Below are 23,312 nucleotides of genomic sequence, written 5' to 3' on the forward strand. Positions count from 1 at the left end.
TGCCACTGCATTTCCACCGCTTGTCCGCAGGGTTGTCCGATGACAGGCGGGCGGCGCAGGACTAGCATCCCCGGCCAGCCTCAAGGAACCCCATGTCTGATGCTTTCATGCCCCCCGAGGGCGACTTTGCCCCGCCCTATGACCGCGAAATCTCGCAGCTGCGCGTGCCGCCGCATTCCATCGAGGCCGAGTCGAGCGTGCTCGGTGGCCTGCTGCTGGACAACAACGCCTGGGACCGCGTAGGCGATTTGCTGGTCGAGGACAACTTTTACCGCCACGAGCACCAGCTGATTTTTGCGGCCATTGCCAAGCTGATCAACGCCAGCAAGCCCGCCGACGTGATCACCGTGTACGAGCAGCTGCAAAGCCTGGGCAAGGCCGAGGAAATAGGTGGCCTGGCCTACCTGAACTCGCTGGCGCAGTACGTGCCCAGCGCTAGCAACATCCGCCGCTATGCCGAAATCGTGCGCGAGCGCTCCATCCTGCGCAAACTGGTGACGGCCAGCGACGAGATCGCCACCAACGCCTTCAACCCGCAGGGGCGGCCAGTGGACAAGATACTGGACGAGGCCGAGCAAAAAATCTTCAACATCGGCGAGGAAGGCTCGCGCATGAAGCAGGGCTTTCAGGCCATGGACACCCTGGTGGTCGATCTGCTGGACCGCGTGCAGGAGATGGCCGACAACCCCAACGACATCACCGGCGTGCCCACCGGTTTCATCGACCTCGATCGCATGACCTCGGGCCTGCAAGCGGGCGATATGGTGGTGCTGGCGGCGCGCCCGTCCATGGGCAAGGCGCAACCGCTGGATGCGCAGGTACGCACCCGGGGTGGCTGGAAGCGCATGGGCGATCTGGAGGTGGGCGATGCCCTGGCCTCGGTGGACGGAAGCCCGTCCATCGTCACTGGCATCTTTCCGCAAGGGGTACGGCAGGTGTTTCGGGTGCGGTTTTCTGATGGCCGATCCGCTGAATGTTGCGCCGAGCATTTGTGGCGTGTGCTGTGCCGCCACTGGCCGCAGCCGCGCGTGCTCAGCACTGCGCAGTTGATGGCGCTGCTGGAGCGCAAACGCTACCAAAACCGCCTCTGGATAGAGTCGGCTTCGGGCGATTTTGGCCACCATGACCCCTTGCCCATCGACCCCTGGGTGCTGGGCAGTCTGCTGGGCGATGGCGGCCTGAGCGGCACTGGCACGGTGAAGTTTTCCACTGCCTCTGCCGAAATGCTGCAGCGCCTGCAAGAGCGTCTGGATGACGATCTGGAGGTGGTACATGACCAAGCCTACGACTACCGCGTGGTGCGCCGCGACCGCGCGCGTGTGAAAGGTTGGGTGGGCATGCAGCCCAACCCGCTGCGCGTGGCGCTGGAGGGCCTGCGCCTGTCGGGCCTGACCAGCGACCAGAAGTTCGTCCCACCGCTGTACCTGGAGGCCCACCGCGCAGCGCGCCTGGACTTGCTGCGCGGGCTGCTCGATACCGATGGCTGGGTGGAGCGCTGGGGCAGCGTGCGCTTTTGCACCACCAGCGCCCAGCTGGCGCAGGGTGTGGCCGCGCTGGCGCGCTCGCTGGGGGCGTGGTGCTCCATCGCGCAGAAGCAGCCGCACTACACCAACGTGGCCGGGCAGCGGGTGCCGGGCTTGCCGGCCTATGTTTGCAACATTGCCCACCCAGAGCCGCAGTCGCTGTTTTTGCTGTCCGACAAGCAAGCGCGCGCGCCCCAGCAGTGGACGCGCCAGCGGCGCCTGACCATCAGCGCCATTGAGCCGGTGCGCCAGGCGCCCTGCCAGTGCATTGCCGTCAGCCATCCGCAGCGCCTGTACATCACCAACGACGATGTGGTGACGCACAACACCGCCTTCGCGGTGAACATTGCCGAGCATGTGGCGCTCAATGAGGGCCTGCCAGTGGCCATTTTCTCGATGGAAATGGGGGCGGCGCAGTTGGCGGTGCGCGTGGTGGGTTCGATTGGCCGCATCGACCAGGGGCATTTGCGCACCGGCAAGCTGACCGATGACGAGTGGCCGCGCCTGACCGAGGCCATCGAAAAACTGCGCACCGTCTCGCTGCACATCGATGAAACCCCCGGTCTGACGCCCAGTGAGCTGCGCGCCAATGCCCGGCGCCTGGCGCGCCAGTGCGGCAAGCTGGGCCTGATTGTGGTGGACTACCTGCAGCTGATGAGCGGTTCGGCGGGCTCGCAAGGGGAAAACCGTGCCACCGAACTGGGCGAAATCTCGCGCGGTCTGAAGATGCTGGCCAAAGAGCTGCAATGCCCGGTGATTGCGCTGTCGCAGCTCAACCGCAGCGTGGAGCAGCGCACCGACAAGCGCCCGATGATGTCGGATTTGCGCGAATCGGGTGCGATTGAGCAGGATGCCGACATCATCATGTTCATCTACCGCGACGATTACTACAACAAAGACAGCAAGGAGCCCAATGTGGCCGAGGTCATCATTGGCAAGCAGCGCAATGGCCCCACCGGCACCGTCAAGCTGTTCTTCCAGAAGTCGCAGACGCGCTTTGAAAGCCTGGCCATGGGGTCGAGCGACGATTTTTAATCAAACAAGGCTCTGGCCCTTGCGTGGTGCGCGCTAACAGCTATGTTTTATATAGCAATGAAGGCATGGCTTGCGGGCCAGACCATCGCCATCGGGTATGGCATGGCGTAGATGGCCAGAGTTAAGTTTGCTATAAAAAAAAGAGCTGCCAGCGCACGCTGTACGTGCCCTGGCAGCTCTTTTGGTTTCAAAGCCGCAATGCGGCAGCGCGCTTACAGCACCTCGCTGGCAAAGTCGGCCAGGCGCGAGCGTTCGCCGCGTGCCAGCGTGATGTGGCCGCTGTGTGGCCAGCCTTTGAAGCGGTCTACGGCAAAGGTCAGGCCCGAGGAGCCCTCGGTCAGGTAGGGCGTATCGATCTGCGCCAGGTTGCCCATGCAGATGATTTTGGTGCCCGGGCCGGCGCGGGTGATGAGCGTTTTCATCTGCTTGGGCGTGAGGTTTTGCGCCTCGTCGATGATGACGTACTTGTTCATGAAAGTGCGCCCGCGCATGAAGTTCATGCTCTTGATCTTGATGCGGCTGCGGATCAGCTCGTTGGTAGCCGCGCGCCCCCATTCGCCCGCGTTGCCGCCATCGCCCTTGGCCAGGAACTCCAGGTTGTCGTCCAGCGCGCCCATCCAGGGGCCCATTTTTTCTTCTTCGGTGCCGGGCAGAAAGCCGATGTCCTCGCCCACGCTCACGGTGGCGCGGGTCATGATGATTTCAGTGTAGCGGCGCTCGTCCAGCACCTGCGTCAGGCCCGCAGCCAGCGCCATCAGCGTCTTGCCGGTGCCTGCCGTGCCGGTCAGGGTGACGAAGTCGATGTCCGGGTCCATCAGCAGGTTGACGGCAAAGTTTTGCTCGCGGTTGCGGGTGGTCACGCCCCAGACGGCATTTTTGGCATGGCCGTAGTCTTTGAGGGTTTTCAGGACGGCGGTTTTGTCGCGGATTTCGCTCACGCGGGCGTACAGGCTGGGCTCGCCGGGCGCTTCAAAATAGACAAACTGGTTGATCATCAGTTGCGCCACGATGGGGCCGCTGATGCGGTAGTAGGTGTGTGGGCCGCTTTGCCAGCTTTCTACCGCTTTGCCGTTGCGGCTCCAGAAGTCTGCGGGCAGGGCCAGCAGGCCCGAGTACAGCAGGTCGTCGTCTTCGAGGGCTTTGTCGTTCTGGTAGTCCTCGGCGGGCAGGCCCAGCGCGCGGGCCTTGACGCGCATATTGATGTCTTTGGACACCAGCACCACCTCGCGCGGCGCGTGCTGTTGGCGCAGGGCCTCAACCACGCCCAGGATCTGGTTGTCGGCCTTGCCCTGGGGCAGGCTGGTGGGCAGCTGGTAGTCCAGTGCCGCTGTTTGGAAGAACAGGCAGCCGCCCGCAGCGCGCTGACCGGTGGAATCCAGCTTGAGGCCCTTGCCGATGTCGGCGCCTTGTGTGGCGGCCAGCGCATCCAGCGAGCGGCTGACCTGGCGGCCATTGCGGGCCACTTCGGTCATGCCTTTTTTGTGCGCATCCAGCTCTTCGAGAACGATCATCGGCAGGTAGATGTCGTGTTCTTCAAAGCGGAACAGGCAGGTGGGGTCGTGCAGCAGCACGTTGGTGTCGAGCACGAACAGCTTTTTGGGGCCGGTGCCGCGGGGCTTGCGGCTGCGCGGTGCGGGTGCTGGCGTGGCGACTGCTGGGGTGGGCGTTGGGGTCGCGGCAGTGGGTGCGGCCAGCGGGGTGGCGACTTCGGTTGCTACCATCGGTGCGGCCGTGGCGCTGGTGCCGCGGCGGGGGCGCGTGCTGGTGGCGGCGGCTTGCGTTGCGGCGGTGCCGGTTGCGTTGGTGGTGCGGCGACCACGGCCTGATCGGGCTGAGGTGCTGCTGCGCACCGTGCTCTGGTCTGCACTGGCCGTGGGGCTGGCAACAGCGGCAGTTTCTGTGGATACAGCGGGTGTATCGACCGCCGCAGTAGCGGGGTGCTCAGTGGCTGCTGTGCGTGTGCTGGTGCGTTTGCGCGCGGGGGTGTTGTAGTCCTCGGGAGCCAGTAGGGCAGCGCGCCGGGTGGGGGCAGGGGGCAAGGGCATGGTCAAAAGCCTCGGTATCAAGAGGTTCAAAAAGCAAAAAGCCGCCTGGATGCCCAGGCGGCTTGGTCGCGTGAAGAGGGTGTCGCAGGGGGCAGCGGCATCGGGCCATTATGCATGGCAGCAGTGACGGTGTGCACGGCACCACCACCCTGACCGCTGCCGCAGGCCGCCAGCGCAGCTCAAGCGGCTTTTTTCAGTGCCTTGAGCGATTTGACGGCCTTGAGCACTTCTTCCACGTGGCCGGGCACTTTCAGGCCGCGCCATTCGTGCGTGAGGATGCCTTCTTCGTTGATCAGGAAGGTGCTGCGCTCGATGCCCTTGACCTTCTTGCCATACATGATCTTGTTCTTGACCACGCCGAACATGTGGCACATTTTTTCTTCGGTGTCGGCGATCAGCTCGAAGGGCAGTTCGAGCTTTTCCTTGAACTCGTCGTGCGACTTCATGTTGTCGCGCGACACGCCAAACACCGCTGCGCCGGCCTTGACAAAGTCTTTGTACTTGTCGCGAAACTGCATGGCTTCCGTGGTGCAGCCGGGCGTGTTGTCCTTGGGATAGAAGTACAGGATCATCACTTGCCCATTGTGGGATGTGTTGGACACCTTGATCCCGCCGGTTGCGTTGGCTTCAAATTCGGGGAGGGGCTTGTTGACAACGATCGCCATATAACTTCAATCTCTCAGGGTGTGGTCGTTGATAAGCCGGAGGATGTGGTGTTTTCTTCTGCTGGATGCCCCCGACCGCAACCCAGCATTTTACCCCGAAACGTTTTCAGCCCTGCTGGGCAGGCTGTTCAAGAATCAGTGCCGCGATCACATTGCGGCCTTCTCCCGCCAGAATGTTGTAGGTGCGGCAGGCTGCCGGGGTGTCCATGGTTTCGATGCCGATGCGCCGCAGCATCAGCGGTTGTAGCCACTGTGCGGGGGCAAAACGACCGCGTGCGCCGCTGCCAAAGATGATCAGTTCGGCGTCCAGTTCGGCCAGCTGGGCAAAGTGCGCGGGTGCCAGGTCTTCAAAGCGGGCGCAGGGCCAGGGCATGCGCAGGCCACGCGCGCCCAGTACCAAGCTAGAGGTGATCTTTTCAGCCCCCACGCTGATCCAGCCGGGGCCGTAGCCAGTGATGCTGTGTGCGTCGGTTCTGTCGGGTTGGAATTTCATGGGAAGAAAGGGATGGGGCAAGAGCGCGGGGCAAGGCCCTGGCCGGAGGCTGAACTGTGGTCAAATTATAGGTTTCGCCAGGTAGCCGAGTGCTCTGGCGCGTCCATGGCCCTTTGTTGTCACATCCGCGCATGAAACCCATCCAGAAATCCGCCAAGCTCGCCAACGTCTGCTACGACATCCGGGGCCCGATCATGGATGCGGCCAAGCAGATGGAAGAAGACGGCCACAAGATCATCAAGCTCAACATCGGCAACCTGGCCGTGTTCGGTTTTGATGCACCCGAAGAAATCCAGCAGGACATGATCCGCAACCTGCCTACTTCGGCGGGCTACTCCGACAGCAAAGGCATTTTTGCCGCCCGCAAAGCCGTGATGCACGAGACGCAAAAGCAGGGCATCAAGGGCGTGACGCTGGAAGACATTTACCTGGGCAACGGCGCCAGCGAATTGATCGTGATGGCCACCAACGCCCTGCTCGATACGGGCGATGAGTTGCTCTTGCCATCGCCCGACTACCCGCTGTGGACGGCGGCGGCCAGCCTCTCGGGCGGCACCCCGGTGCACTATTTGTGCGATGAGGCCAACGGCTGGATGCCTGACCTCAATGACATCCGTGCCAAGGTCACGCCACGTACCAAGGGCATCGTCGTCATCAACCCCAACAACCCCACGGGCGCGCTGTATTCCGACGAGCTGCTCAAGGGCATCGTCGCCATTGCGCGCGAACACGGTCTGGTGATTTTTGCCGACGAGGTCTACGACAAGGTGCTGTACGACGGCGCCAAACACACCCCGCTGGCCAGCCTGAGCGAGGACGTGCTCACGCTCACCTTCAACTCGCTGTCCAAAGCCTACCGTTCCTGCGGCTACCGCGCGGGCTGGCTGGTGGTGTCGGGCGACAAAAAGCCTGCGCGCGACTACATCGAGGGCCTGAACATGCTCTCGAACATGCGCCTGTGCGCCAACGTGCCGGGCCAGTGGGCCATCCAGACCGCGCTGGGCGGCCACCAGAGCATCAACGAGCTGGTCTGCGAGGGCGGGCGCCTGCGCAAACAGCGCGATCTGGCGCACCAGCTCATCACACAAATTCCGGGCGTGAGCTGCGTCAAGCCCCAGGCGGCGCTGTACATGTTCCCGCGCCTCGACCCCAAGGTGTACCCCATTGAGGACGACCAGCAGTTCTTCCTGGAACTGTTGCAAGAAACCCGCGTCATGCTGGTGCAGGGCACGGGCTTCAACTGGAACGCGCCCGACCACTTTCGCATCGTCTTTTTGCCCCACGAGGCCGACCTGCGCGAGGCCATTGGCCGCGTAGCCAAGTTCCTGGAGCAGTACCGCAAACGCCACGGTACCGATTGATACTCATTTTTTGATAGCTGTTGGCGCATATCCATCAAGCGCTACAGCCTTTTTTGACTGGTAAAACCCATGAAACCCATCCAAGTAGGCCTGCTGGGCATCGGCACCGTCGGTAGCGGCGTTTTCAACGTACTGCGACGCAACCAGGAAGAGATCCGCCGCCGTGCGGGCCGGGGCATAGAGATCACCATGGTGGCTGATCTGGACGTGGAGCGTGCCAAGAGCGTAGTGGGCGCTGGCGTGCAAGTGGTGAACAACGCCCGCGCCATCATCGCCAACCCCGATATCGACATCGTGGTCGAGCTGATCGGCGGCTACGGCGTGGCCAAGGCCCTGGTGCTCGAAGCCATTGCGGCGGGCAAGCATGTGGTCACGGCCAACAAGGCGCTGCTGGCCGTGCACGGCACCGAGATTTTTGCGGCTGCCAGCGCCAAGGGCGTGATGGTGGCCTTCGAGGCCGCCGTGGCCGGGGGCATTCCGATCATCAAGGCGTTGCGCGAGGGCCTCACGGCCAACCGCATCCAGTGGCTGGCCGGCATCATCAACGGCACCACCAATTTCATCCTCTCGGAGATGCGCGACAAGGGCCTGGACTTTGACGTGGTGCTCAAGGAAGCGCAGCGCCTGGGCTACGCCGAGGCCGACCCCACCTTCGACATCGAAGGCGTGGACGCCGCGCACAAGGCCACCATCATGAGCGCCATCGCTTTTGGCATTCCGGTGCAGTTCGACAAGGCCTACGTCGAGGGCATCACCCAGCTGGGCGCCGCCGACATCAAATACGCCGAGCAGCTGGGCTACCGCATCAAGCTGCTGGGCATCACCAAGCGCACTGACAAGGGCATTGAGCTGCGCGTACACCCCAGCCTGGTGCCGTCCAAGCGCCTGATCGCCAACGTCGAAGGCGCCATGAACGCCGTGATGGTCAATGGCGATGCCGTGGGCACCACGCTGTACTACGGCAAGGGCGCGGGCTCCGAGCCCACCGCCAGCGCCGTGATTGCCGATCTGGTGGACATCACCCGCCTGCACACCGTAGACCCGCTCAACCGCGTGCCGCACCTGGCCTTCCAGCCGCACACGCTGGACGCCGCCATGGACAGCCTGCCCGTGCTGCCCATGAGCGAAGTCGTCACCAGCTACTACCTGCGCCTGCGCGTGGCCGACCAGGCCGGTGTGCTGGCCAAAGTGACCGGCATTCTGGCTGGCGCTGGCATCAGCATCGACGCCCTGCTGCAACGCGAGGCCGATGAAGTGGGCGGCGAAGGCTCCACGCAAACCGACCTCATCATCCTCACGCACGACACGCGCGAGGGCACCATGGACCAGGCCATCGCGCAAATGCAGGCCCTGCCCACCGTGCTGGCAACGATCACGCGCATCCGCAAGGAGGAGCTGAACTGATGCTCTACCTGTCCACCCGCGGCCACCCCGACCGCAAGCACTTCTGCGACATCTTGCTGGAGGGCCTGGCGCCCGACGGCGGCCTGTACCTGCCCGAGCACTATCCGCAAGTGGATGACGCCATGCTCACCCGCCTGCGCACGGCCTACCACGAGCAGGGCTATGCCGAGCTGGCGTTCCAGCTGTTGTCGCTCTACATCGACGACATCCCGGCTGCCGACCTCAAGGCCCTGTGCGCCAAAACGTACACCGCCGAAGTCTTTGGCACCGGCGAGATCGTGCCCCTGCGCCACCTGGAAGACAGCCTGTGGCTCGAAGCCCTGTCCAACGGCCCCACGCTGGCCTTCAAGGACATGGCCATGCAGCTGCTGGGCAACTTGTTCGAATACGAACTGGCCCGCCGGGGCGAACAGCTGAACATCCTGGGCGCCACCAGCGGCGACACCGGCAGCGCGGCCGAATACGCCATGCGCGGCAAGGCCGGGGTGCGCGTGTTCATGACCAGCCCGCACGGGCGCATGAGCGCCTTCCAGCAGGCGCAGATGTTCAGCCTGCAAGACGAGAACATCCACAACATCGCCATCGAAGGGGTGTTTGACGACTGCCAGGACATCGTCAAGGCCGTGAGCAACGACCACGCCTTCAAGCACAAGTACAAGATCGGCACCGTCAACTCCATCAACTGGGCGCGCTTGCTGGCGCAGGTGGTGTACTACTTTGCGGGCTACATCCAGGCCACCGAAGAGAACCACGAAAAAGTCAGCTTCACCGTGCCCAGCGGCAACTTCGGCAACGTCTGCGCGGGCCATGTGGCGCGCAGCATGGGCTTGCCCATCGACAAGCTGGTGGTGGCCACCAACGAGAACGACGTGCTCGACGAGTTCTTCCGCACCGGCGTGTACCGCGTGCGTGGCAGCGCGGATACGCACGAAACCTCCAGCCCCTCCATGGACATCAGCAAGGCCAGCAACTTCGAGCGCTTTGTGTTTGATCTGCTGGGCCGCGACGGTGCCCGCGTGCAGGCGCTGTTTGGCGACGCGTTGGCGCGTGAGGGCCGTTTTGACCTCAGCGCCGACCCGGCCTTTGCCGATGCCGCCGCCCGCTACGGCTTCGTCAGCGGCAAGAGCACGCACGCCGACCGCCTGGCCACCATCCGCGACACCTTCCAGCGCTTTGGCATGACCATCGACACCCACACCGCCGACGGCGTGAAAGTGGCGCGCGCACACACCACGCCCGGTGTGCCCATGCTGGTGCTGGAAACCGCCCTGCCCATCAAGTTTGCCGAGACCATTGAAGAAGCCTTGGGCCATGCGCCCGATCGCCCGGCCAAGTTCGCTGGCATTGAAGACCTGCCCAAGCGCGTACAGGTCATGCCCGCCGATGCCGACGTGGTCAAGGCCTACATTGCACGCCACTGCGATTAATGGTCAAAAACGGCTGCAGCGCTTACCTGGTAAGCGCAAGCAGCTATCTAATCAATAGCAACGAGGGCTTGGTATGAAGGTTGTCGGCTTTGCCGGATTCTCTGGCTGCGGCAAAACCACCCTGGTCGAGCAGCTCATCCCCGAGCTGCGCTTGCGTGGCTTGCGCGTCTCGGTGGCCAAGCATGCGCACCACCACTTTGACATCGACCACGCGGGCAAAGACAGCTGGCGCCACCGCCAGGCAGGCGCCTTCGAGGTGGTGATCGCCTCAGACCAGCGCCTGGCGCTGATGCGCGAGTTCGAGCGGCCCGCGCAGCTCAGCGTCCACCACCTGCTGGCCGAGCTGTACCAGGGCGTGGACTGGGTGCTGGTGGAGGGCTTCAAGGACAGCGACCTGCCCAAGATCGAAGTCTGGCGCGCCCCCGAGCCCGGCCAGTCGCCCTGGCCCGTGCGCTACCCCGAAGACGATTTCGTCATCGCCGTGGCCACCGAGCTGCCCGCGCAGCTGCCCCAGCCCACGCAACTGCCCATTCTCGATCTCAATGCCCCGTCACAGGTGGCCGAGTGGCTGCTGGCCAGCGCCGACCGCCTGGAGTACGACTGGGATCTGCACGCCGGGTTACTTTCATGAGAGCGCCGCTCAAACCCCTGGACACCGCCCTGGCCGAACTGCTGGCGCAGGCCACGCTGCTGCCGGGCGCCGACACCGTCGCTACCTTCGATGCCGATGGCCGCGTGCTGCTGCACAGCGCCACATCGCCCCTGCAAGTGCCGCCCCAGGACAACAGCGCCATGGACGGCTACGCCCTGCGCTGTGCCGACGTGGCCGCGCCCGGCGCGGTGCTGCCGGTGTCGCAGCGCATTGCGGCGGGCAGCGCCGCTGCGCCGTTGCAGCCGGGCACGGCGGCGCGCATCTTCACCGGCGCGCCCGTTCCCCCCGGCGCCGATGCCGTGCTGATGCAGGAAGACTGCGAGGCACTGGAGGATGGCCGCGTGCGCGCCAACGCCGTGCCCCAGTCCGGCCAGTGGATTCGCCGTGCGGGCGAAGACATCACGCAGGGCGCTGTCGTGCTGCACGCGGGCACGCGCCTGTCGCCCGCTGAACTGGGCCTGGCCGCCAGCATCGGCCTGGCGCAATTGCAGGTGGCGCGCCGGCCCCGCGTGGCGCTGTTTTCCACGGGCGACGAGCTGGTCATGCCCGGCGATGTGCCGCCCGCGCAGATGCGCCCCGGCGCCATCTACAACAGCAACCGTTTCTTTTTGCGCGCCATGCTGCTGCGCCTGGGCTGCGAGGTCACTGACCTGGGCATCGTGCCCGACCAGCGCGAGGCCACCATCGCTGCGCTGCGCAGCGCCAGCAGCGGCCACGACCTGATTCTGACCAGCGGTGGCGTCAGCGTGGGCGAGGAAGACCACATCAAGCCCGCCGTCGAGGCGCTGGGCGAGCTGGTGCTGTGGCAAATCGCCATGAAGCCGGGCAAGCCGTTTGCCTATGGCCGCATCCAGCGCGGCGAGGGCACCGAGGGCTGCGCGCATTTCATGGGCTTGCCGGGCAACCCGGTGTCGAGCTTTCTGACCTTTGCGCTGCTGGTGCGGCCTTTTCTGCTGCGCCTGCAAGGGGTGCAGGATGTTGCTCCTAAAGCGGTAGCTGTTCGCGCTGATTTCACGCAGCCCAAGGCCGATAAACGCCGCGAATTCTTGCGCGTGCGCTACAACGCCCAGGGTGGGCTGGATGGGTTTGCCAACCAAAGCTCGGGCGTGCTCACTTCCGCCGTCTGGGGCGATGGCGTGGTGGATAACCCTGCTGGCCAGACCATCGCGCCCGGCGACACGGTGCGCTTTATCCCGTTTGCGCAGCTGCTGTCGTGATGGCTGGCAACTGTGTGTTCTGCGCCGTGCAGGCGCAGGCTGTTTTTTGGGGAGTGGCCTGGCCATGAACACCATCACCGTGCGTTACTTTGCCTCCATCCGCGAGGCCGTGGGCCAGGGCAGCGAGGCCGTGCCCACCGCCGCCACCACGCTGGGCGCGCTGCGCGATCAGCTGATTGCACGCGGCGGCCCCTACGCCAGCAGCCTGGCGCGTGGCCGGGCCGTGCGCATGGCGCTCAACCAGGTGCTCAGCGACGAAACCGCGCTGCTCACCGATGGCGCCGAAGTGGCCTTCTTCCCCCCGGTCACGGGCGGGTAGTCCCGCACTGGCTATCCAAAAAGATAGCTGCCAGCGCGCGCCAATCCACAGTTTCAGCCTCAAAACACTGCCAAAGTCAGCAGGGGTACGCGCTAGCAGCTCTCATTTTTGAATGCTGGCCGTGCGTGCTGGTCAGGGCGCGGGCGATGGGGTGGGCAACTCTGGGCACTGCCACACCAGCAACTCGGCCAGCCGGGTGACGATCCAGGTGGCCTCGCCGCTCGCCAGGCCCGATTCGGCGCTGCACAGGCCGGTGTGGATGCGGCGCAGCACCTCGAACTCCGAGGGCGCCTGCACGTGGTAGAGCGTTTGTGCCTGTTCGACCAGGTGCGTGGCCAGGTCTTCACACAGCTCGTAGCGCGCACGCACCACGTCCGGGCTTTCGCGCAGGCGGCCGCGCGCGTCGCTGTACAGGGCGATGAAAGACGGCGGCGGCAGGATTTGGTTGTCGTTGTCCATGGCAAAAAACGCGGTGGCGGTGGGGTTGGTGTAGTTGGGGTGCTGGCGCTGGCGTGGCCGTGCGCTCAGTCGGGCGTGAACAGGCGCTCAAAGCGGGCCTGGTCTTGCGCCAGTTCAAATGTCACCAGTTGGCCCATTTTCTGGTCGGTTTTGCGGCAGGCGGCAAACAGGCTGCACGGGCCGCTCAGGTCAAAGTCGGGCAGGTGGATCAGGGCGTAGGGGTAGGGCAGGAACAGCTGGTGTGCAAACACCACGTTCTGCGCGTTGCGCGGTGAGGGGTAGAGCAGGTAGTGCTCGGTGGTGATGGTGGTGGTGGCCATAGTGTGCAGGGCAGCGTTACAGTGCGGGCCATGCTAGCGGCATTCCCGCCAACTCTACAGAAAGGCCTTTATGGCACGTGCAAAAAGTGAATGGGCAGCCAAAGTGTTTGCCCTGGTCAAATCGGGCAATGTGGGCGCTGCCGTAGCGCAGATCAAGGTGGCGCCCACGGTGGGCGACCTGGCGCGCTTGCAGGGTTTGCTGGCGGCGCTGCCCGCCACACCCGCGCAAAAACAGCTCGACAAGGTGGTCGATGAAGAACTGGCGCTGCTGGCCGCCCCGCGCCTGCACCGCTCGCCGTGAGCGCTAGTGCGCGCCCTTGATCCACCAGCACTGCCACGCCCTGGATGGGCCACTGCTTTTTGCCACCTACCATTGCTATCCGCCATGACCCACGACGCCCCGTTTCCTGTCCACATCGCCATCCAGACGGCGGACTTTGATGTGTCTGCCGAGCTGGTGGCGCTGCGCGCGCAAGACCCGCGCGTGGGGGCGGTGTGCTGCTTTGTCGGCACCGTGCGCGACCGCCACGGCACCAGCGCGCCCGCGCCCGACGCGGCCGTGGCCTCGCTGGAGCTGGAGCACTACCCCGGCATGACCGAAAAAGCCATCGCCGCCATGGTTGAGGCGGCCCGGCAGCGCTTTGACATCTTGGGCGCGCGCATCATCCACCGCGTGGGCCTGCTGGCGCCGCTGGAGCAAATCGTGCTGGTGGCGGTGAGCAGCGCGCACCGGGGTGAGAGCTTTCAAGCCTGCGAGTTTTTGATGGACTACCTCAAAACCCAGGCCCCGTTCTGGAAGAAAGAGCAAACCGCCCAGGGGGCGCACTGGGTGGATGCGCGCGTCAGCGACGACGCCGCGCTGGCGCGCTGGGGCATTGCCGCACGCAACGCCTGAAAGCAGCGCTGCGGGCTTTAGTTTCAAGCCAAAAACGGCTCCAAGCCTTGCAGGATGTGCGCCTAAAGCTATTAAAAAAATAGCGTGTCAAGATGGCGCTGGGGGAGCGCGCTGTGCAATCGGCCCGCGCCCTTGCCTTGAAAACCGCGTGGGCATGCCCCAACTGCCCAGGCATTCGGAGGAACACCCATGCGACTCGACAAACTCACCACCAAGTTTCAGGAAGCCCTGGCCGACGCGCAATCGCTGGCGCTGGGCAATGACCACGCTTACATCGAACCCGTCCACGTGCTGGTGGCCTTGCTGCGCCAGGACGACGGCCCGCGCGCGCTGCTCGAGCGCGCCGGGGCCAACGTGGCCGGGCTGCTCAAAGACGCCGAAATTGCCGTCAAGCGCCTGCCCCAGGTGCAAGGCCAGGAGCAGGTGCAAGGCGGCCCCGAGCTGGGCCGCGTGCTGCAAGCCACCGAAAAAGAAGCCATCAAGCGCGGCGACAACTTCATCGCCAGCGAGCTGTTCTTGCTGGCACTGACCGACAGCAAGGGCGATGGCGCCCGCGTGGCCAAAGAAAACGGCCTGACGCGCAAAAGCCTGGAAGCGGCCATTGATGCCGTGCGCGGCGGCACCAAGATGGACAGCGCCGAGGGCGAAGGCCAGCGCGAGGCGTTGAAGAAATACTGCATCGACCTGACCGAGCGCGCCCGCGCGGGCAAGCTCGACCCGGTGATTGGCCGCGACGACGAAATCCGCCGCGCCATCCAGGTGCTGCAACGGCGCACCAAAAACAACCCGGTGCTGATTGGCGAGCCCGGCGTGGGCAAGACCGCCATCGTCGAAGGACTGGCCCAGCGCATCGTGGCGGGCGAGGTGCCCGAGTCGCTCAAGGGCAAGCGTGTGCTCTCCCTGGACATGGCCGCGCTGCTGGCCGGGGCCAAGTTCCGGGGCGAGTTTGAAGAGCGCCTGAAAACCGTGCTCAAAGAGCTGTCGCAGGACGAAGGCCAGACCATCGTCTTCATCGACGAGCTGCACACCATGGTGGGCGCGGGCAAGGCCGAGGGCGCGATGGATGCGGGCAACATGCTCAAACCCGCGCTGGCCCGGGGTGAGCTGCACTGCGTGGGCGCCACCACGCTGGACGAGTACCGCAAATACATCGAAAAAGACGCGGCGCTGGAGCGGCGCTTCCAGAAAATCCTGGTCGGCGAGCCCACCGTGGAGGCCACCATCGCCATCCTGCGCGGCCTCAAAGAGCGCTACGAAAAACACCACAACGTCGAGATCACCGACCCGGCCATCGTCGCTGCGGCTGAACTGAGCCAGCGCTACATCACCGACCGCTTCCTGCCCGACAAGGCCATCGACCTGATCGACGAAGCCGCCAGCAAGATCAAGATCGAGATGGACTCCAAGCCCGAGGTGATGGACAAGCTCGACCGCCGCCTGATCCAGTTGCAGATCGAGCGCGAAGCCGTGCGCAAAGAAAAGGACGAGGCATCGCAAAAGCGCTTTGAACTCATCGACGAAGAAATCGCCAAGCTGCAAAAAGAGATTGCCGACCTGGATGAAATCTGGAAGCTGGAAAAAGCCCAGGCCCAGGGCTCGGCCCAGATCCGTGAAGAAATCGACAAGCTGCGCTTCCAGATCGAGGAGCTGACGCGCAAGGGCGACTTCAACCGCGTGGCCGAGCTGCAATACGGCAAGCTGCCCGAGCTGGAGCGCAAGCTCAGCGAGGCGCAGGCCAAAGAGGCGGGCAAAGACGGCCAAGCCCCTGCGCCGCGCCTGCTGCGCACCCAGGTGGGCGCCGAAGAAATCGCCGAGGTGGTCAGCCGCGCCACCGGCATTCCCGTGGCCAAGATGATGCAGGGCGAGAAAGACAAGCTGCTGGTGATGGAGGACAAACTGCACCAGCGCGTGGTCGGCCAGAACGAGGCGATTGCCGCCGTGGCCAACGCGATTCGCCGTTCGCGCTCGGGCCTGTCTGACCCGAACCGGCCCACGGGCAGCTTTTTGTTCCTCGGCCCCACGGGCGTGGGCAAAACCGAGCTGTGCAAGGCGCTGGCGGGCTTTTTGTTTGACAGCGAAGAGCACCTGGTGCGCATCGACATGAGCGAGTTCATGGAAAAGCACAGCGTGGCCCGCCTGATTGGTGCGCCGCCCGGCTACGTGGGCTACGAGGAGGGCGGGTATCTCACCGAGGCTGTGCGCCGCAAGCCGTATTCCGTGCTGCTGCTGGACGAGGTGGAAAAAGCCCATCCGGACGTGTTCAACGTGCTCTTGCAGGTGCTGGACGATGGCCGCCTCACGGACGGCCAAGGCCGCACCGTGGACTTCAAGAACACCGTGATCGTGATGACCAGCAACATCGGCTCGCACCTGATCCAGGCCATGGTGGGCCAGGACAGCGAGGACATCAAGGATGCGGTGTGGGGCGAGCTGAAAAACCACTTCCGCCCCGAGTTCTTGAACCGCATCGACGAGACGGTGGTGTTCCACGCGCTGGATGCCAAGCACATCGAGTCGATTGCGCGCATCCAGCTCAAGCTGCTGGAAGGGCGCCTGGCCAAGATGGACTTGGCGCTGCGCGTGTCCGAGACGGCGCTGGCCGAGCTGGCCAAGGTGGGGTTTGATCCGGTGTTTGGTGCGCGCCCGCTCAAGCGCGCCATCCAGCAGCGCATTGAGAACCCGTTGTCCAAACTGCTGCTGGAAGGGCGTTTTGCCCCCAAGAGCACGATTGCGGTGGAGGTCGATCCGGTGCTGGAGCCGGGCGTGTTCCACTTCAGTGCGGCCCAGCCTGGTTGATGAAGGCCAGGGTCTGGTTATCAAAATAGATAGCTGCTCGCGCTTGCCTGGCAAGCGTTGGCGGCTATTTTTGCTTGAAGGAGATAGCTTGAACGATTTTGTCGCGGGCCTGATCCGCTGGTTGGTTCGGGGCGTGCTGCTGCTGGCGGGGCTGGTGCTGTTTGTCGGTTTGCTGGTGCTCTCGCTGGTGCTGGCGCTGGTCTGGGGGCTGCGCTTTTTGTGGGCGCGGCTCACGGGCCAGCCCATCGCCCCCTGGGCCATGCGCGTGGACCCGCGCACTGGCTGGAGCACGGTGGTGCGCACGCGCACCCGCTGGACGGCCACCCACACCGGTGCCGATGAGGCCCCTGGCGCCGCAGCGCCCGGCAAGCGCATGGGTGTGCTGCCCGGCGCAGACGACGTGACCGACGTGCAGCCGCGCGAGCCGGGCGAGCCGCGCGTTTAGACCGCTTGTCCTACGGGTAGCGGCAGGTGTGCCCCCTATCATGGGTTGCATGACTGCTACCCCTTTGCGCGCCCTGTTTGATGCCCAGCACCGGGCCAGCCGTGCGCAGGTTGAAGTGCCCCTGCTGCTGCGCCGTGAGCGCCTGTGGCGCGTGCGCAAGCTGCTGGACGGGCATGCCCCTGCGCTGGCTGCTGCGGTGCAGGCCGATTTTGGTGTGCGCTCGCCGCGCCTGACCGAAGTGGCCGATTTGTTCGTGCTGCGCGCCCTGCTGTCACACACACTGCGCCACCTGCCGCGCTGGATGAAGCCGCAGAAAGTGTCCACGCCCTTGTTTTTGCAGCCTGCGCAGGCCCGCACAGAGCGCCAGCCGCTGGGCGTGGTGGGCGTGATTGCGCCGTGGAACTACCCGGTGCAATTGGCCCTGGCTCCGGCCATCACGGCCCTGGCAGCGGGCAACCGCGTGCTGCTCAAACCCAGCGAACTGACGCCGCACACCTCGGCCCAACTGGCCATGCTGGTGGCGCAGTTTTTTGCTCCGGATGAGTTTGCCGTCGTGCAAGGCGACGCGGCCCTGGCCGCCGACTTTGCCGCCCTGCCTTTTGACCATTTGGTGTTTACCGGCTCCACCGCTGTCGGGCGCAAAGTGGCGCAGGCCGCCGCTGCCAACCTCACGCCGACCACGCTGGAGCTGGGAGGCAAGTCACCCTGCATCATCGACGCCGACTGCGATTTGCAAGATGCGGCGCTGAAGATTGCGCACGGCAAGCTGCTCAACGCGGGCCAGACCTGCATTGCCCCCGATTACGTGCTGTTGCCACGTGCCCACAAGGCCGAGTTTGCCCAGGCCTACCGCGCCGCCGTGGCGCGGTTGTTTCCGCAGATCACCGGCAACCCGGATTACGCCGCCATCCTCAGCCAGCGCCACCTGGCGCGTTTGCAAGGGCTGTTGCAGCAGGCGCAGGCGCAAGGTGCGCAGGTGCAAAGCATGGACCCCGCGCCCGGCGCGGGTGCTGCGCAGGGTACGGCGGTGCTCGATGGTGGCACCAGCCGCCAGATGGCGCCGGTGCTGGTGTGGGGCGCTACACCGGCCATGGCGCTGATGCAGGAGGAGATTTTTGGCCCCATCCTGCCGGTGCTGACCTATGAGCGCCTGGATGAGGCCATTGCCCATGTCAACGCCGGGCCACGGCCCCTGGCGCTGTATTGGTTTGGCCGCAATGAGGCCACACGCGATGCGGTGTTGCAGCGCACCGTCAGCGGCGGCGTGACGGTGAACGACACGCTGATGCACGTGGCCCACGACAACCTGCCCTTTGGCGGCGTGGGCGACAGCGGCTGGGGCGCCTACCACGGCGAGGCGGGTTTTGTGCGGTTTTGCCACCAGAAGTCGGTGCTGGTGCAGTCGCGCTGGGCGCCGGGGGCGCTGCTGTATCCGCCCTATGGCGCGCGCTTTGACCGCGTCATGGGGCTGCTGCGGCGCTGGCTGGCATAGGTGCCTGGGGCTGGGGCGTCAGTTCCACCATGGCCAGCATCAATTGGCTGCTGGAGACGGGTTTGTGCAGCAGCAGGGCGGCGGTGGATTGGGCATCGCGCAGCCGCTGGGGCGAGGTGTCGCCAGTCAGGATGATGGCCGGGATGTGCTCGCCCCAGTGAGCGCGCAGCACTTGCAGCGCCTCTTTGCCGGTTTCTTCGTGGCGTAACCGGTAGTCGGTGATGATCAGATCGGGCGGGCGGGTGTGCGCTGTGTATTGCGCCAGTGCGGCCTGTGCGCTGGCCGCAGCGGTGCAGAGGCAGCCCCAGCTTTGCAGCAGGGCCTGCATGCCCAGGCACACCGCCTCGTCGTCGTCGATGGCCAGCACGCGCAGGCCGCACAGTTGGCGGGTGGTGTCGCTGGTGTCCGGGCCATCGTCCACCAGCAGCGCACCGCTCCAGGTCGGCAGCCACAGCCTGAAAACCGATCCGCGTCCCTCGCGTGAGCGCACCTCGACCTGCGTGTTCATTTCTGCGGCCAGCCGTTTGACAATGGCCAGGCCCAGTCCCAGACCTTTGCGCCGGTCGCGCTCAGGGTTGCCCAGCTGGTGGAACTCGCGGAAGATTTCTTCGGTCTGCTGCGGCGGTATGCCCACGCCGGTGTCCCACACCTCCAGCGCCAGGCGCCCGGCGCGGCGGCGGCAGGCAATCAGCACACCGCCCTGGTGGGTGTAGCGCAGGGCGTTGGAGATCAGGTTGCGCATGACCAAATCCACCAGTGACTTGTCGGCCAGCGCAGCCGCCGATGTCTCGCGCGTGCGGTACACCAGCGCGCTGGCATCGGCCTGCACGCCAAACTCCTGCTCCAGCGCCGACAGCAGGGGCTGCACCGCAAACGGTGCGCGGTGGGCCTTGATCACGCCCGCCTCCAGGCGCGAGTAGTCCAGCAGTGTGGACAGCATCTCTGCAGCCGCGCCCGAGGCGCTGCGTGCATGCCCCAGCACGGTGGACTGGTGCTCGTTCAGCGGGGTGCGCAGCAAAGTTTCGAGGAACAGCCCCATGGCGTGCAGCGGTTGGCGCAGGTCGTGGCTGGCAGCGGCCAGGAAGCGCGATTTGTCCTGGCTGGCGCGTTCGGCGGCTTCCTGTGCCAGCAGGGCGCGTTGGGTTTGGGCGCGCAATTGCGTGACCAAACGCTCGTTTTCAAATTTCAGTTCGATGCTGTCGCGCGCGGCCTGCGACAGGTTGCGCGCGTGCAGGCAGGTCAGGCCGTAATAGACGGCCACCATCACCATGGCAGGCAAGGTGACCGGGCCGGATGTGAGTGCCAGCGCGACCAGCACGCCGCCCACCGCACAGCTCAGGTAAACGATGTAGCCGCGGTACATGGGCGCACCCAGCCCCAAGGCACCCGAGGACACTGTGCTCAGGATGCCGACGTAATAAATCACCCCGTCGGTGTTGCTGCTGAACCACCACACCACCATACCAAGGCTGCCCCAGATCAGGCCCATGGCCGCCATGCACAGCGTCAGCCGCCAGGCATCCTGGCGGGGTGTTTTGTGCGTGCGGGGCAAGGGGTGCAAGCCCAGATAGACGCCAGTCACTACCAGCAGATGCACGCCGAACCACCACAGCATGGTGTGCACCGGGAGCGCCAGAGACATTACCCAGACCGTGCCCAAAGAGGTGAGCAGCGATGCCGCCAGCGTCATCGGAAAGCTGCGCCGCAGCAGCAGCACCTGCATGGCCAGCACCTCATCGCGCTCCCAGTGCCAGGCGGCGCGCACGCTGCGCAGTGCGTCAGTAACCGCCATGCAGGGGCAGGCCCACCATGCCCAGGCGCTGTGCTTGCAGCAATGCGGCGCTGCGGCTGTTGACACCCAGCTGCGCAAAGATGGCCGCTACATGCACGCGCACGGTGTTTTCGCTCAACGACAGGTCGCGGGCAATGACCTTGTTGGGTTTGCCGGTGCACAGCAGCGACAGCACATCGAGCTGGCGCGCCGTCAGCGCTGGTGCCTGCGGCCCGTCGGCTGCTGCCGGAGCGCCATCGCTGGGAAAACACGGCAACCCGGCCAGTGCCAGGGTGATGGCGTTGAGGATGTCTTCGCCCCGCGCCGACTTGGGCAAAAAGCCGTCGGCGCCGCGCGCGCGCGACTCGCGCACGGCGTCGGGGGCCATGCTGGCCGACACCAGCACGATGCGCGCCCGGGGGCACGATTGGCGCAAGAGGCGCAGGCCATCAAGGCCGCTCATGCCCGGCAGCTGGATGTCCAGCAGCACCAAATCGGCCTCCTGCAATCGCAGTTCGCAGGCCTGCACGATAGAGCCCGCCTCGGCAATCGTGCCCACATCGGGGTGGTCTTGGACGATCAGGCGCAGTCCGGTGCGAAACAGGGCGTGGTCATCCACAAGCAGCAAGGTGGCGGGCATGGGCGGGAAGTATTGCGCACAAATTCATTGCCAGGGCTAGTCTTTTTGTGTGATGGACGTAAGCAAGCGTGCTTTCTAGACTTTGCCCTCTCAGACCACCAGGCCTGTGTCGCAGCAACACGGGCACGGCTACCCCCCCAACGCACAAGGATATGTTTTGTGAATACCTCTATTGACGTTCGCACTTCCCGCTTGCGCACCACTGCGGCGCATGCGGGAAGTGCCAGTGCTTCCGGTGCTGCTCGCTCCAACGGTTTGGGGGGCAACAGCATCGGCAGCATTGTGTCCACACACTGCGCTGAGGTGCCGGTGCTCGCCGGTGTGCTGGTGGAGTCGCTGGACACCCAGGTCGGCACCTGGCAGTACACGCTGGATGCGGGCCGCTCCTGGCGCGTGATTCGCACCGACCTGATTAACCGAGATGGCCGTAGGGGGCTGGTGTTGTCGCTGGATGCACGCCTGCGGGTGTTGCCGTTTGGTGGCCAGCGCGGCAGTGCGCGCGTGGCGTTTCACCCGGTGCAATTTTTTCAGGAAGACTGCAACGGCATTTACCGGGCTTACGCACCTGCCGAAGAGCGCCCGCACCTGCCCAGCGTGTCGCTGGTGCTGGGCTTGTCGGCCATCAACGGCGCACCCGCGTCGGTGCATGTGCCCCGGCCTCGCAACAAGCGGGCCCTGGCAGCCGCGCGCCACGGCACGCTTTAACGCTGGCCCGGCGCGGCGCGGCGCTGTTCGCGCAGCATGAACAGGTACAGGCCCTCCACCTTCTCGCGCGCCCACGGGGTTTTGCGCAAAAACTTCAGGCTGGATGCCACGCTGGGGTCGCTTTGAAAGCAGCGCACCGGAATGCGCGCGCCCAAGCCCTCCCAGCCAAAGTGCTCGGACAGCGCCACCACCATGGCTTCGAGCGTGACGCCATGCAAGGGGTTGCGCGGCTGGGCAGTGGGGGTGGGCAGGGGGGCTTGGGTCATGGCAAAAGCCCCTTTGCAGGGGCCGAATTTTTGGGTCTTTTGTGGCTCTAGCGCCCGCAGGACGGTCGCTAGCAGCTATCTTTTTTGATTATTTGATCTCGCCCATCTGCGATTGCAGATAGTTTTGCAGCCCGACTTTGTCAATCAGCTCAATCTGGGTTTCGAGAAAATCAATGTGCTCCTCGGTGTCGTCCAGGATTTTTTGCAGCAGGTCGCGCGAGACGTAATCACGCACCGCTTCGCAGTGGGCCATGCCTTCTTTCACGGTGGCTTGTGCGCCTTGCTCCAGGCGCAGGTCGCAGGCCAGAATTTCGGGCACGTCCTCGCCCACTTGCAGCTTGGCCAGGTCTTGCAGATTGGGCAGGCCGTCGAGCATGAAGATGCGGTCCATGAGCCAGTCGGCGTGCTTCATCTCGCCGATGGATTCTTCGTATTCCTTCTTGGCCAGCTTGTCAAAACCCCAGTGCTTGAGCATGCGGTAGTGCAAAAAATACTGGTTGATGGCGGTCAGCTCATTCTTGAGCTGGGCTTGCAAATAGCCAATGACTTGTGCGTCACCTTTCATGGGAACCTCCTGGGTGTGATGGGTAATGGTGCATTGTCAGGCTTGGGCGAGAATCCGTTGCATCTATCGTTATAGCCAGACTTAATTGAACCAATAAAAGCAATTGATTGGATTGATGCTGATGTCTGGCCTAAACTTCAGTCCTGTGTTTAGTCCCATCCACCGAAAGGAAACTGCAATGTCCCTGATCAACACCCAAGTCCAGCCCTTCAAGACCACCGCTTTCGTCAACCGTGACGGCAAAGGCGAATTCATCGAAGTGACCGAAACCAGCCTCAAGGGCAAATGGTCTGTGCTGATCTTCATGCCAGCAGCTTTTACCTTCAACTGCCCCACCGAAATCGAAGACGCTGCCGACAACTACGCAGCCTTCCAGGCCGCTGGCGCTGAGGTGTACATCGTCACCACCGACACGCACTTCTCGCACAAGGTGTGGCACGAAACGTCCGACGCCGTGGGCAAGGCCAAGTTCCCGCTGGTGGGCGACCCCACGCACACACTGACCAACGCTTTTGGCGTGCACATCGCTGAAGAAGGTCTGGCCCTGCGCGGTACCTTCGTCATCAACCCCGATGGCGTCATCAAGACCATGGAAGTGCACTCCAACGAAATCGCCCGCGATGTGTCGGAAACCCTGCGCAAACTCAAGGCCGCCCAGTTCACCGCTGCCCACCCTGGCCAAGTCTGCCCCGCCAAGTGGAAGGAAGGCGCCAAGACCCTGACGCCTTCGCTGGACCTGGTCGGCAAGATCTAAGCCGCCAAGCCGTTTCACGGCAGAGCGCCCTGGCGGCGCTCCCGGGCCGGACGACGCTGTGGC

The 23,312-nt window shown here is 64.5% G+C and carries 23 protein-coding genes; 14 read left to right on the plus strand and 9 right to left on the minus strand.

From position 1 onward, the window contains the following. Positions 1 to 92 precede the first annotated feature (92 nt). Complete coding sequence (dnaB, locus tag EV674_RS02265) at positions 93 to 2,558, plus strand: replicative DNA helicase (protein ID WP_165887063.1); 2,466 nt, start codon at positions 93 to 95, stop codon at positions 2,556 to 2,558. A gap of 212 nt (positions 2,559 to 2,770) precedes the next feature. On the opposite strand, the gene EV674_RS02270 is transcribed toward dnaB, so the two are convergent. The 3 genes from EV674_RS02270 to EV674_RS02280 all read right to left on the minus strand — a co-directional run bounded on the left by EV674_RS02270 (position 2,771) and on the right by EV674_RS02280 (position 5,761). Then, the gene (locus tag EV674_RS02270; protein WP_119013892.1) at positions 2,771 to 4,603 is read right to left on the minus strand and encodes a PhoH family protein; all 1,833 of its coding nucleotides are present in this window, start codon (positions 4,601 to 4,603) and stop codon (positions 2,771 to 2,773) included. 179 nt (positions 4,604 to 4,782) lie between these two features. Then, on the minus strand, positions 4,783 to 5,268 hold the full coding sequence (locus tag EV674_RS02275; RefSeq protein ID WP_119013893.1) for a peroxiredoxin: 486 nt from the start codon (positions 5,266 to 5,268) through the stop codon (positions 4,783 to 4,785). Positions 5,269 to 5,374: 106 nt separating this feature from the next. Next, positions 5,375 to 5,761, minus strand: a complete 387-nt coding sequence (locus EV674_RS02280; protein ID WP_119013894.1) for an Mth938-like domain-containing protein — start codon at positions 5,759 to 5,761, stop codon at positions 5,375 to 5,377. Between the two features lie 131 nt (positions 5,762 to 5,892). Between EV674_RS02280 and EV674_RS02285 the strand changes: the two genes are divergently transcribed. The 6 genes from EV674_RS02285 to moaD all read left to right on the plus strand — a co-directional run bounded on the left by EV674_RS02285 (position 5,893) and on the right by moaD (position 12,141). Then, positions 5,893 to 7,122 carry a pyridoxal phosphate-dependent aminotransferase gene (locus EV674_RS02285; RefSeq protein WP_119013895.1) on the plus strand — a complete coding sequence of 410 codons (1,230 nt, stop codon included), beginning with the start codon at positions 5,893 to 5,895 and terminating at the stop codon, positions 7,120 to 7,122. A gap of 69 nt (positions 7,123 to 7,191) precedes the next feature. Further along, positions 7,192 to 8,526, plus strand: coding sequence for a homoserine dehydrogenase (locus EV674_RS02290; protein ID WP_119013896.1), 1,335 nt, complete (start codon positions 7,192 to 7,194; stop codon positions 8,524 to 8,526). Continuing rightward, positions 8,526 to 9,953: a threonine synthase gene (gene thrC, locus EV674_RS02295; RefSeq protein ID WP_119013897.1), complete on the plus strand. Its 1,428-nt coding sequence runs from the start codon at positions 8,526 to 8,528 to the stop codon at positions 9,951 to 9,953. The genes EV674_RS02290 and thrC overlap by 1 nt, the downstream gene beginning before the upstream one ends. A 73-nt stretch (positions 9,954 to 10,026) precedes the next feature. Next, a complete protein-coding gene (gene mobB / locus EV674_RS02300) occupies positions 10,027 to 10,584 on the plus strand; it encodes a molybdopterin-guanine dinucleotide biosynthesis protein B (protein WP_119013898.1) in 558 nt (185 codons plus the stop codon). After that, positions 10,581 to 11,822, plus strand: coding sequence for a molybdopterin molybdotransferase MoeA (locus tag EV674_RS02305; protein WP_119013899.1), 1,242 nt, complete (start codon positions 10,581 to 10,583; stop codon positions 11,820 to 11,822). The genes mobB and EV674_RS02305 overlap by 4 nt, the downstream gene beginning before the upstream one ends. Positions 11,823 to 11,886: 64 nt before the next feature. Further along, positions 11,887 to 12,141: a molybdopterin converting factor subunit 1 gene (moaD, locus tag EV674_RS02310; protein ID WP_119013900.1), complete on the plus strand. Its 255-nt coding sequence runs from the start codon at positions 11,887 to 11,889 to the stop codon at positions 12,139 to 12,141. A gap of 132 nt (positions 12,142 to 12,273) precedes the next feature. On the opposite strand, the gene EV674_RS02315 is transcribed toward moaD, so the two are convergent. Together EV674_RS02315 and EV674_RS02320 are read right to left on the minus strand one after the other, a co-directional pair. After that, positions 12,274 to 12,600, minus strand: a complete 327-nt coding sequence (locus tag EV674_RS02315) for a hypothetical protein (RefSeq protein ID WP_119013901.1) — start codon at positions 12,598 to 12,600, stop codon at positions 12,274 to 12,276. A 65-nt stretch (positions 12,601 to 12,665) separates the two neighbouring features. Then, complete coding sequence (locus EV674_RS02320) at positions 12,666 to 12,920, minus strand: hypothetical protein (protein ID WP_119013902.1); 255 nt, start codon at positions 12,918 to 12,920, stop codon at positions 12,666 to 12,668. A 70-nt stretch (positions 12,921 to 12,990) separates the two neighbouring features. Here EV674_RS02320 and EV674_RS02325 point away from each other — a divergent pair, with 70 nt between their 5' ends. The 5 genes from EV674_RS02325 to EV674_RS02345 all read left to right on the plus strand — a co-directional run bounded on the left by EV674_RS02325 (position 12,991) and on the right by EV674_RS02345 (position 18,548). Then, positions 12,991 to 13,221 carry a hypothetical protein gene (locus EV674_RS02325; protein ID WP_119013903.1) on the plus strand — a complete coding sequence of 77 codons (231 nt, stop codon included), beginning with the start codon at positions 12,991 to 12,993 and terminating at the stop codon, positions 13,219 to 13,221. Positions 13,222 to 13,305: 84 nt separating this feature from the next. After that, positions 13,306 to 13,815: a molybdenum cofactor biosynthesis protein MoaE gene (locus tag EV674_RS02330; protein ID WP_119013904.1), complete on the plus strand. Its 510-nt coding sequence runs from the start codon at positions 13,306 to 13,308 to the stop codon at positions 13,813 to 13,815. A 189-nt stretch (positions 13,816 to 14,004) separates the two neighbouring features. Continuing rightward, positions 14,005 to 16,611 carry an ATP-dependent chaperone ClpB gene (gene clpB / locus EV674_RS02335; RefSeq protein ID WP_119013905.1) on the plus strand — a complete coding sequence of 869 codons (2,607 nt, stop codon included), beginning with the start codon at positions 14,005 to 14,007 and terminating at the stop codon, positions 16,609 to 16,611. Between the two features lie 88 nt (positions 16,612 to 16,699). Further along, positions 16,700 to 17,056 (plus strand): hypothetical protein, encoded by a 357-nt coding sequence (locus EV674_RS02340; RefSeq protein WP_119013906.1) that lies wholly within the window; start codon positions 16,700 to 16,702, stop codon positions 17,054 to 17,056. Positions 17,057 to 17,105: 49 nt separating this feature from the next. Then, positions 17,106 to 18,548 carry an aldehyde dehydrogenase family protein gene (locus tag EV674_RS02345; RefSeq protein WP_119013932.1) on the plus strand — a complete coding sequence of 481 codons (1,443 nt, stop codon included), beginning with the start codon at positions 17,106 to 17,108 and terminating at the stop codon, positions 18,546 to 18,548. Here EV674_RS02345 and EV674_RS02350 read toward each other — a convergent pair. Beyond that, positions 18,517 to 20,340 carry a hybrid sensor histidine kinase/response regulator gene (locus EV674_RS02350; RefSeq protein ID WP_119013907.1) on the minus strand — a complete coding sequence of 608 codons (1,824 nt, stop codon included), beginning with the start codon at positions 20,338 to 20,340 and terminating at the stop codon, positions 18,517 to 18,519. The genes EV674_RS02345 and EV674_RS02350 overlap by 32 nt on opposite strands. Further along, on the minus strand, positions 20,327 to 20,959 hold the full coding sequence (locus EV674_RS02355) for a response regulator (protein ID WP_119013908.1): 633 nt from the start codon (positions 20,957 to 20,959) through the stop codon (positions 20,327 to 20,329). The genes EV674_RS02350 and EV674_RS02355 overlap by 14 nt, the downstream gene beginning before the upstream one ends. 159 nt (positions 20,960 to 21,118) lie before the next feature. Here EV674_RS02355 and EV674_RS02360 point away from each other — a divergent pair, with 159 nt between their 5' ends. Beyond that, complete coding sequence (locus EV674_RS02360; RefSeq protein ID WP_241524975.1) at positions 21,119 to 21,664, plus strand: hypothetical protein; 546 nt, start codon at positions 21,119 to 21,121, stop codon at positions 21,662 to 21,664. Here the strand turns inward: EV674_RS02360 and EV674_RS02365 are convergent. Together EV674_RS02365 and bfr are read right to left on the minus strand one after the other, a co-directional pair. After that, entirely contained in the window at positions 21,661 to 21,930 is a 270-nt protein-coding gene (locus EV674_RS02365) for a VF530 family protein (RefSeq protein ID WP_119013909.1), read from the minus strand. The genes EV674_RS02360 and EV674_RS02365 overlap by 4 nt on opposite strands. Before the next feature lie 88 nt (positions 21,931 to 22,018). After that, positions 22,019 to 22,495, minus strand: coding sequence for a bacterioferritin (gene bfr, locus EV674_RS02370; protein ID WP_119013910.1), 477 nt, complete (start codon positions 22,493 to 22,495; stop codon positions 22,019 to 22,021). A gap of 178 nt (positions 22,496 to 22,673) precedes the next feature. Here bfr and ahpC point away from each other — a divergent pair, with 178 nt between their 5' ends. Then, on the plus strand, positions 22,674 to 23,249 hold the full coding sequence (gene ahpC / locus EV674_RS02375) for an alkyl hydroperoxide reductase subunit C (protein ID WP_119013911.1): 576 nt from the start codon (positions 22,674 to 22,676) through the stop codon (positions 23,247 to 23,249). Positions 23,250 to 23,312 lie beyond the last annotated feature (63 nt).

Origin of the sequence: Simplicispira metamorpha, assembly GCF_004341365.1 — a bacterium.
In the GTDB taxonomy this organism is placed as follows: domain Bacteria; phylum Pseudomonadota; class Gammaproteobacteria; order Burkholderiales; family Burkholderiaceae_C; genus Simplicispira; species Simplicispira metamorpha.

Excerpts from the sequence above, each read along its gene's own strand:
- mobB (WP_119013898.1), top strand. The coding sequence starts at position 10,027 with ATGAAGGTTGTCGGCTTTGCCGGATTCTCTGGCTGCGGCAAAACCACC.
- EV674_RS02320 (WP_119013902.1), bottom strand. The coding sequence starts at position 12,920 with ATGGCCACCACCACCATCACCACCGAGCACTACCTGCTCTACCCCTCA.
- EV674_RS02290 (WP_119013896.1), top strand. The coding sequence starts at position 7,192 with ATGAAACCCATCCAAGTAGGCCTGCTGGGCATCGGCACCGTCGGTAGC.
- bfr (WP_119013910.1), bottom strand. The coding sequence starts at position 22,495 with ATGAAAGGTGACGCACAAGTCATTGGCTATTTGCAAGCCCAGCTCAAG.
- thrC (WP_119013897.1), top strand. The coding sequence starts at position 8,526 with ATGCTCTACCTGTCCACCCGCGGCCACCCCGACCGCAAGCACTTCTGC.
- EV674_RS02270 (WP_119013892.1), bottom strand. The coding sequence starts at position 4,603 with ATGCCCTTGCCCCCTGCCCCCACCCGGCGCGCTGCCCTACTGGCTCCC.
- EV674_RS02305 (WP_119013899.1), top strand. The coding sequence starts at position 10,581 with ATGAGAGCGCCGCTCAAACCCCTGGACACCGCCCTGGCCGAACTGCTG.
- ahpC (WP_119013911.1), top strand. The coding sequence starts at position 22,674 with ATGTCCCTGATCAACACCCAAGTCCAGCCCTTCAAGACCACCGCTTTC.
- EV674_RS02350 (WP_119013907.1), bottom strand. The coding sequence starts at position 20,340 with ATGGCGGTTACTGACGCACTGCGCAGCGTGCGCGCCGCCTGGCACTGG.
- EV674_RS02355 (WP_119013908.1), bottom strand. The coding sequence starts at position 20,959 with ATGCCCGCCACCTTGCTGCTTGTGGATGACCACGCCCTGTTTCGCACC.
- EV674_RS02325 (WP_119013903.1), top strand. The coding sequence starts at position 12,991 with ATGGCACGTGCAAAAAGTGAATGGGCAGCCAAAGTGTTTGCCCTGGTC.
- clpB (WP_119013905.1), top strand. The coding sequence starts at position 14,005 with ATGCGACTCGACAAACTCACCACCAAGTTTCAGGAAGCCCTGGCCGAC.
- EV674_RS02345 (WP_119013932.1), top strand. The coding sequence starts at position 17,106 with ATGACTGCTACCCCTTTGCGCGCCCTGTTTGATGCCCAGCACCGGGCC.
- EV674_RS02280 (WP_119013894.1), bottom strand. The coding sequence starts at position 5,761 with ATGAAATTCCAACCCGACAGAACCGACGCACACAGCATCACTGGCTAC.
- EV674_RS02330 (WP_119013904.1), top strand. The coding sequence starts at position 13,306 with ATGACCCACGACGCCCCGTTTCCTGTCCACATCGCCATCCAGACGGCG.
- dnaB (WP_165887063.1), top strand. The coding sequence starts at position 93 with ATGTCTGATGCTTTCATGCCCCCCGAGGGCGACTTTGCCCCGCCCTAT.
- EV674_RS02285 (WP_119013895.1), top strand. The coding sequence starts at position 5,893 with ATGAAACCCATCCAGAAATCCGCCAAGCTCGCCAACGTCTGCTACGAC.
- EV674_RS02315 (WP_119013901.1), bottom strand. The coding sequence starts at position 12,600 with ATGGACAACGACAACCAAATCCTGCCGCCGCCGTCTTTCATCGCCCTG.
- EV674_RS02365 (WP_119013909.1), bottom strand. The coding sequence starts at position 21,930 with ATGACCCAAGCCCCCCTGCCCACCCCCACTGCCCAGCCGCGCAACCCC.
- EV674_RS02275 (WP_119013893.1), bottom strand. The coding sequence starts at position 5,268 with ATGGCGATCGTTGTCAACAAGCCCCTCCCCGAATTTGAAGCCAACGCA.
- moaD (WP_119013900.1), top strand. The coding sequence starts at position 11,887 with ATGAACACCATCACCGTGCGTTACTTTGCCTCCATCCGCGAGGCCGTG.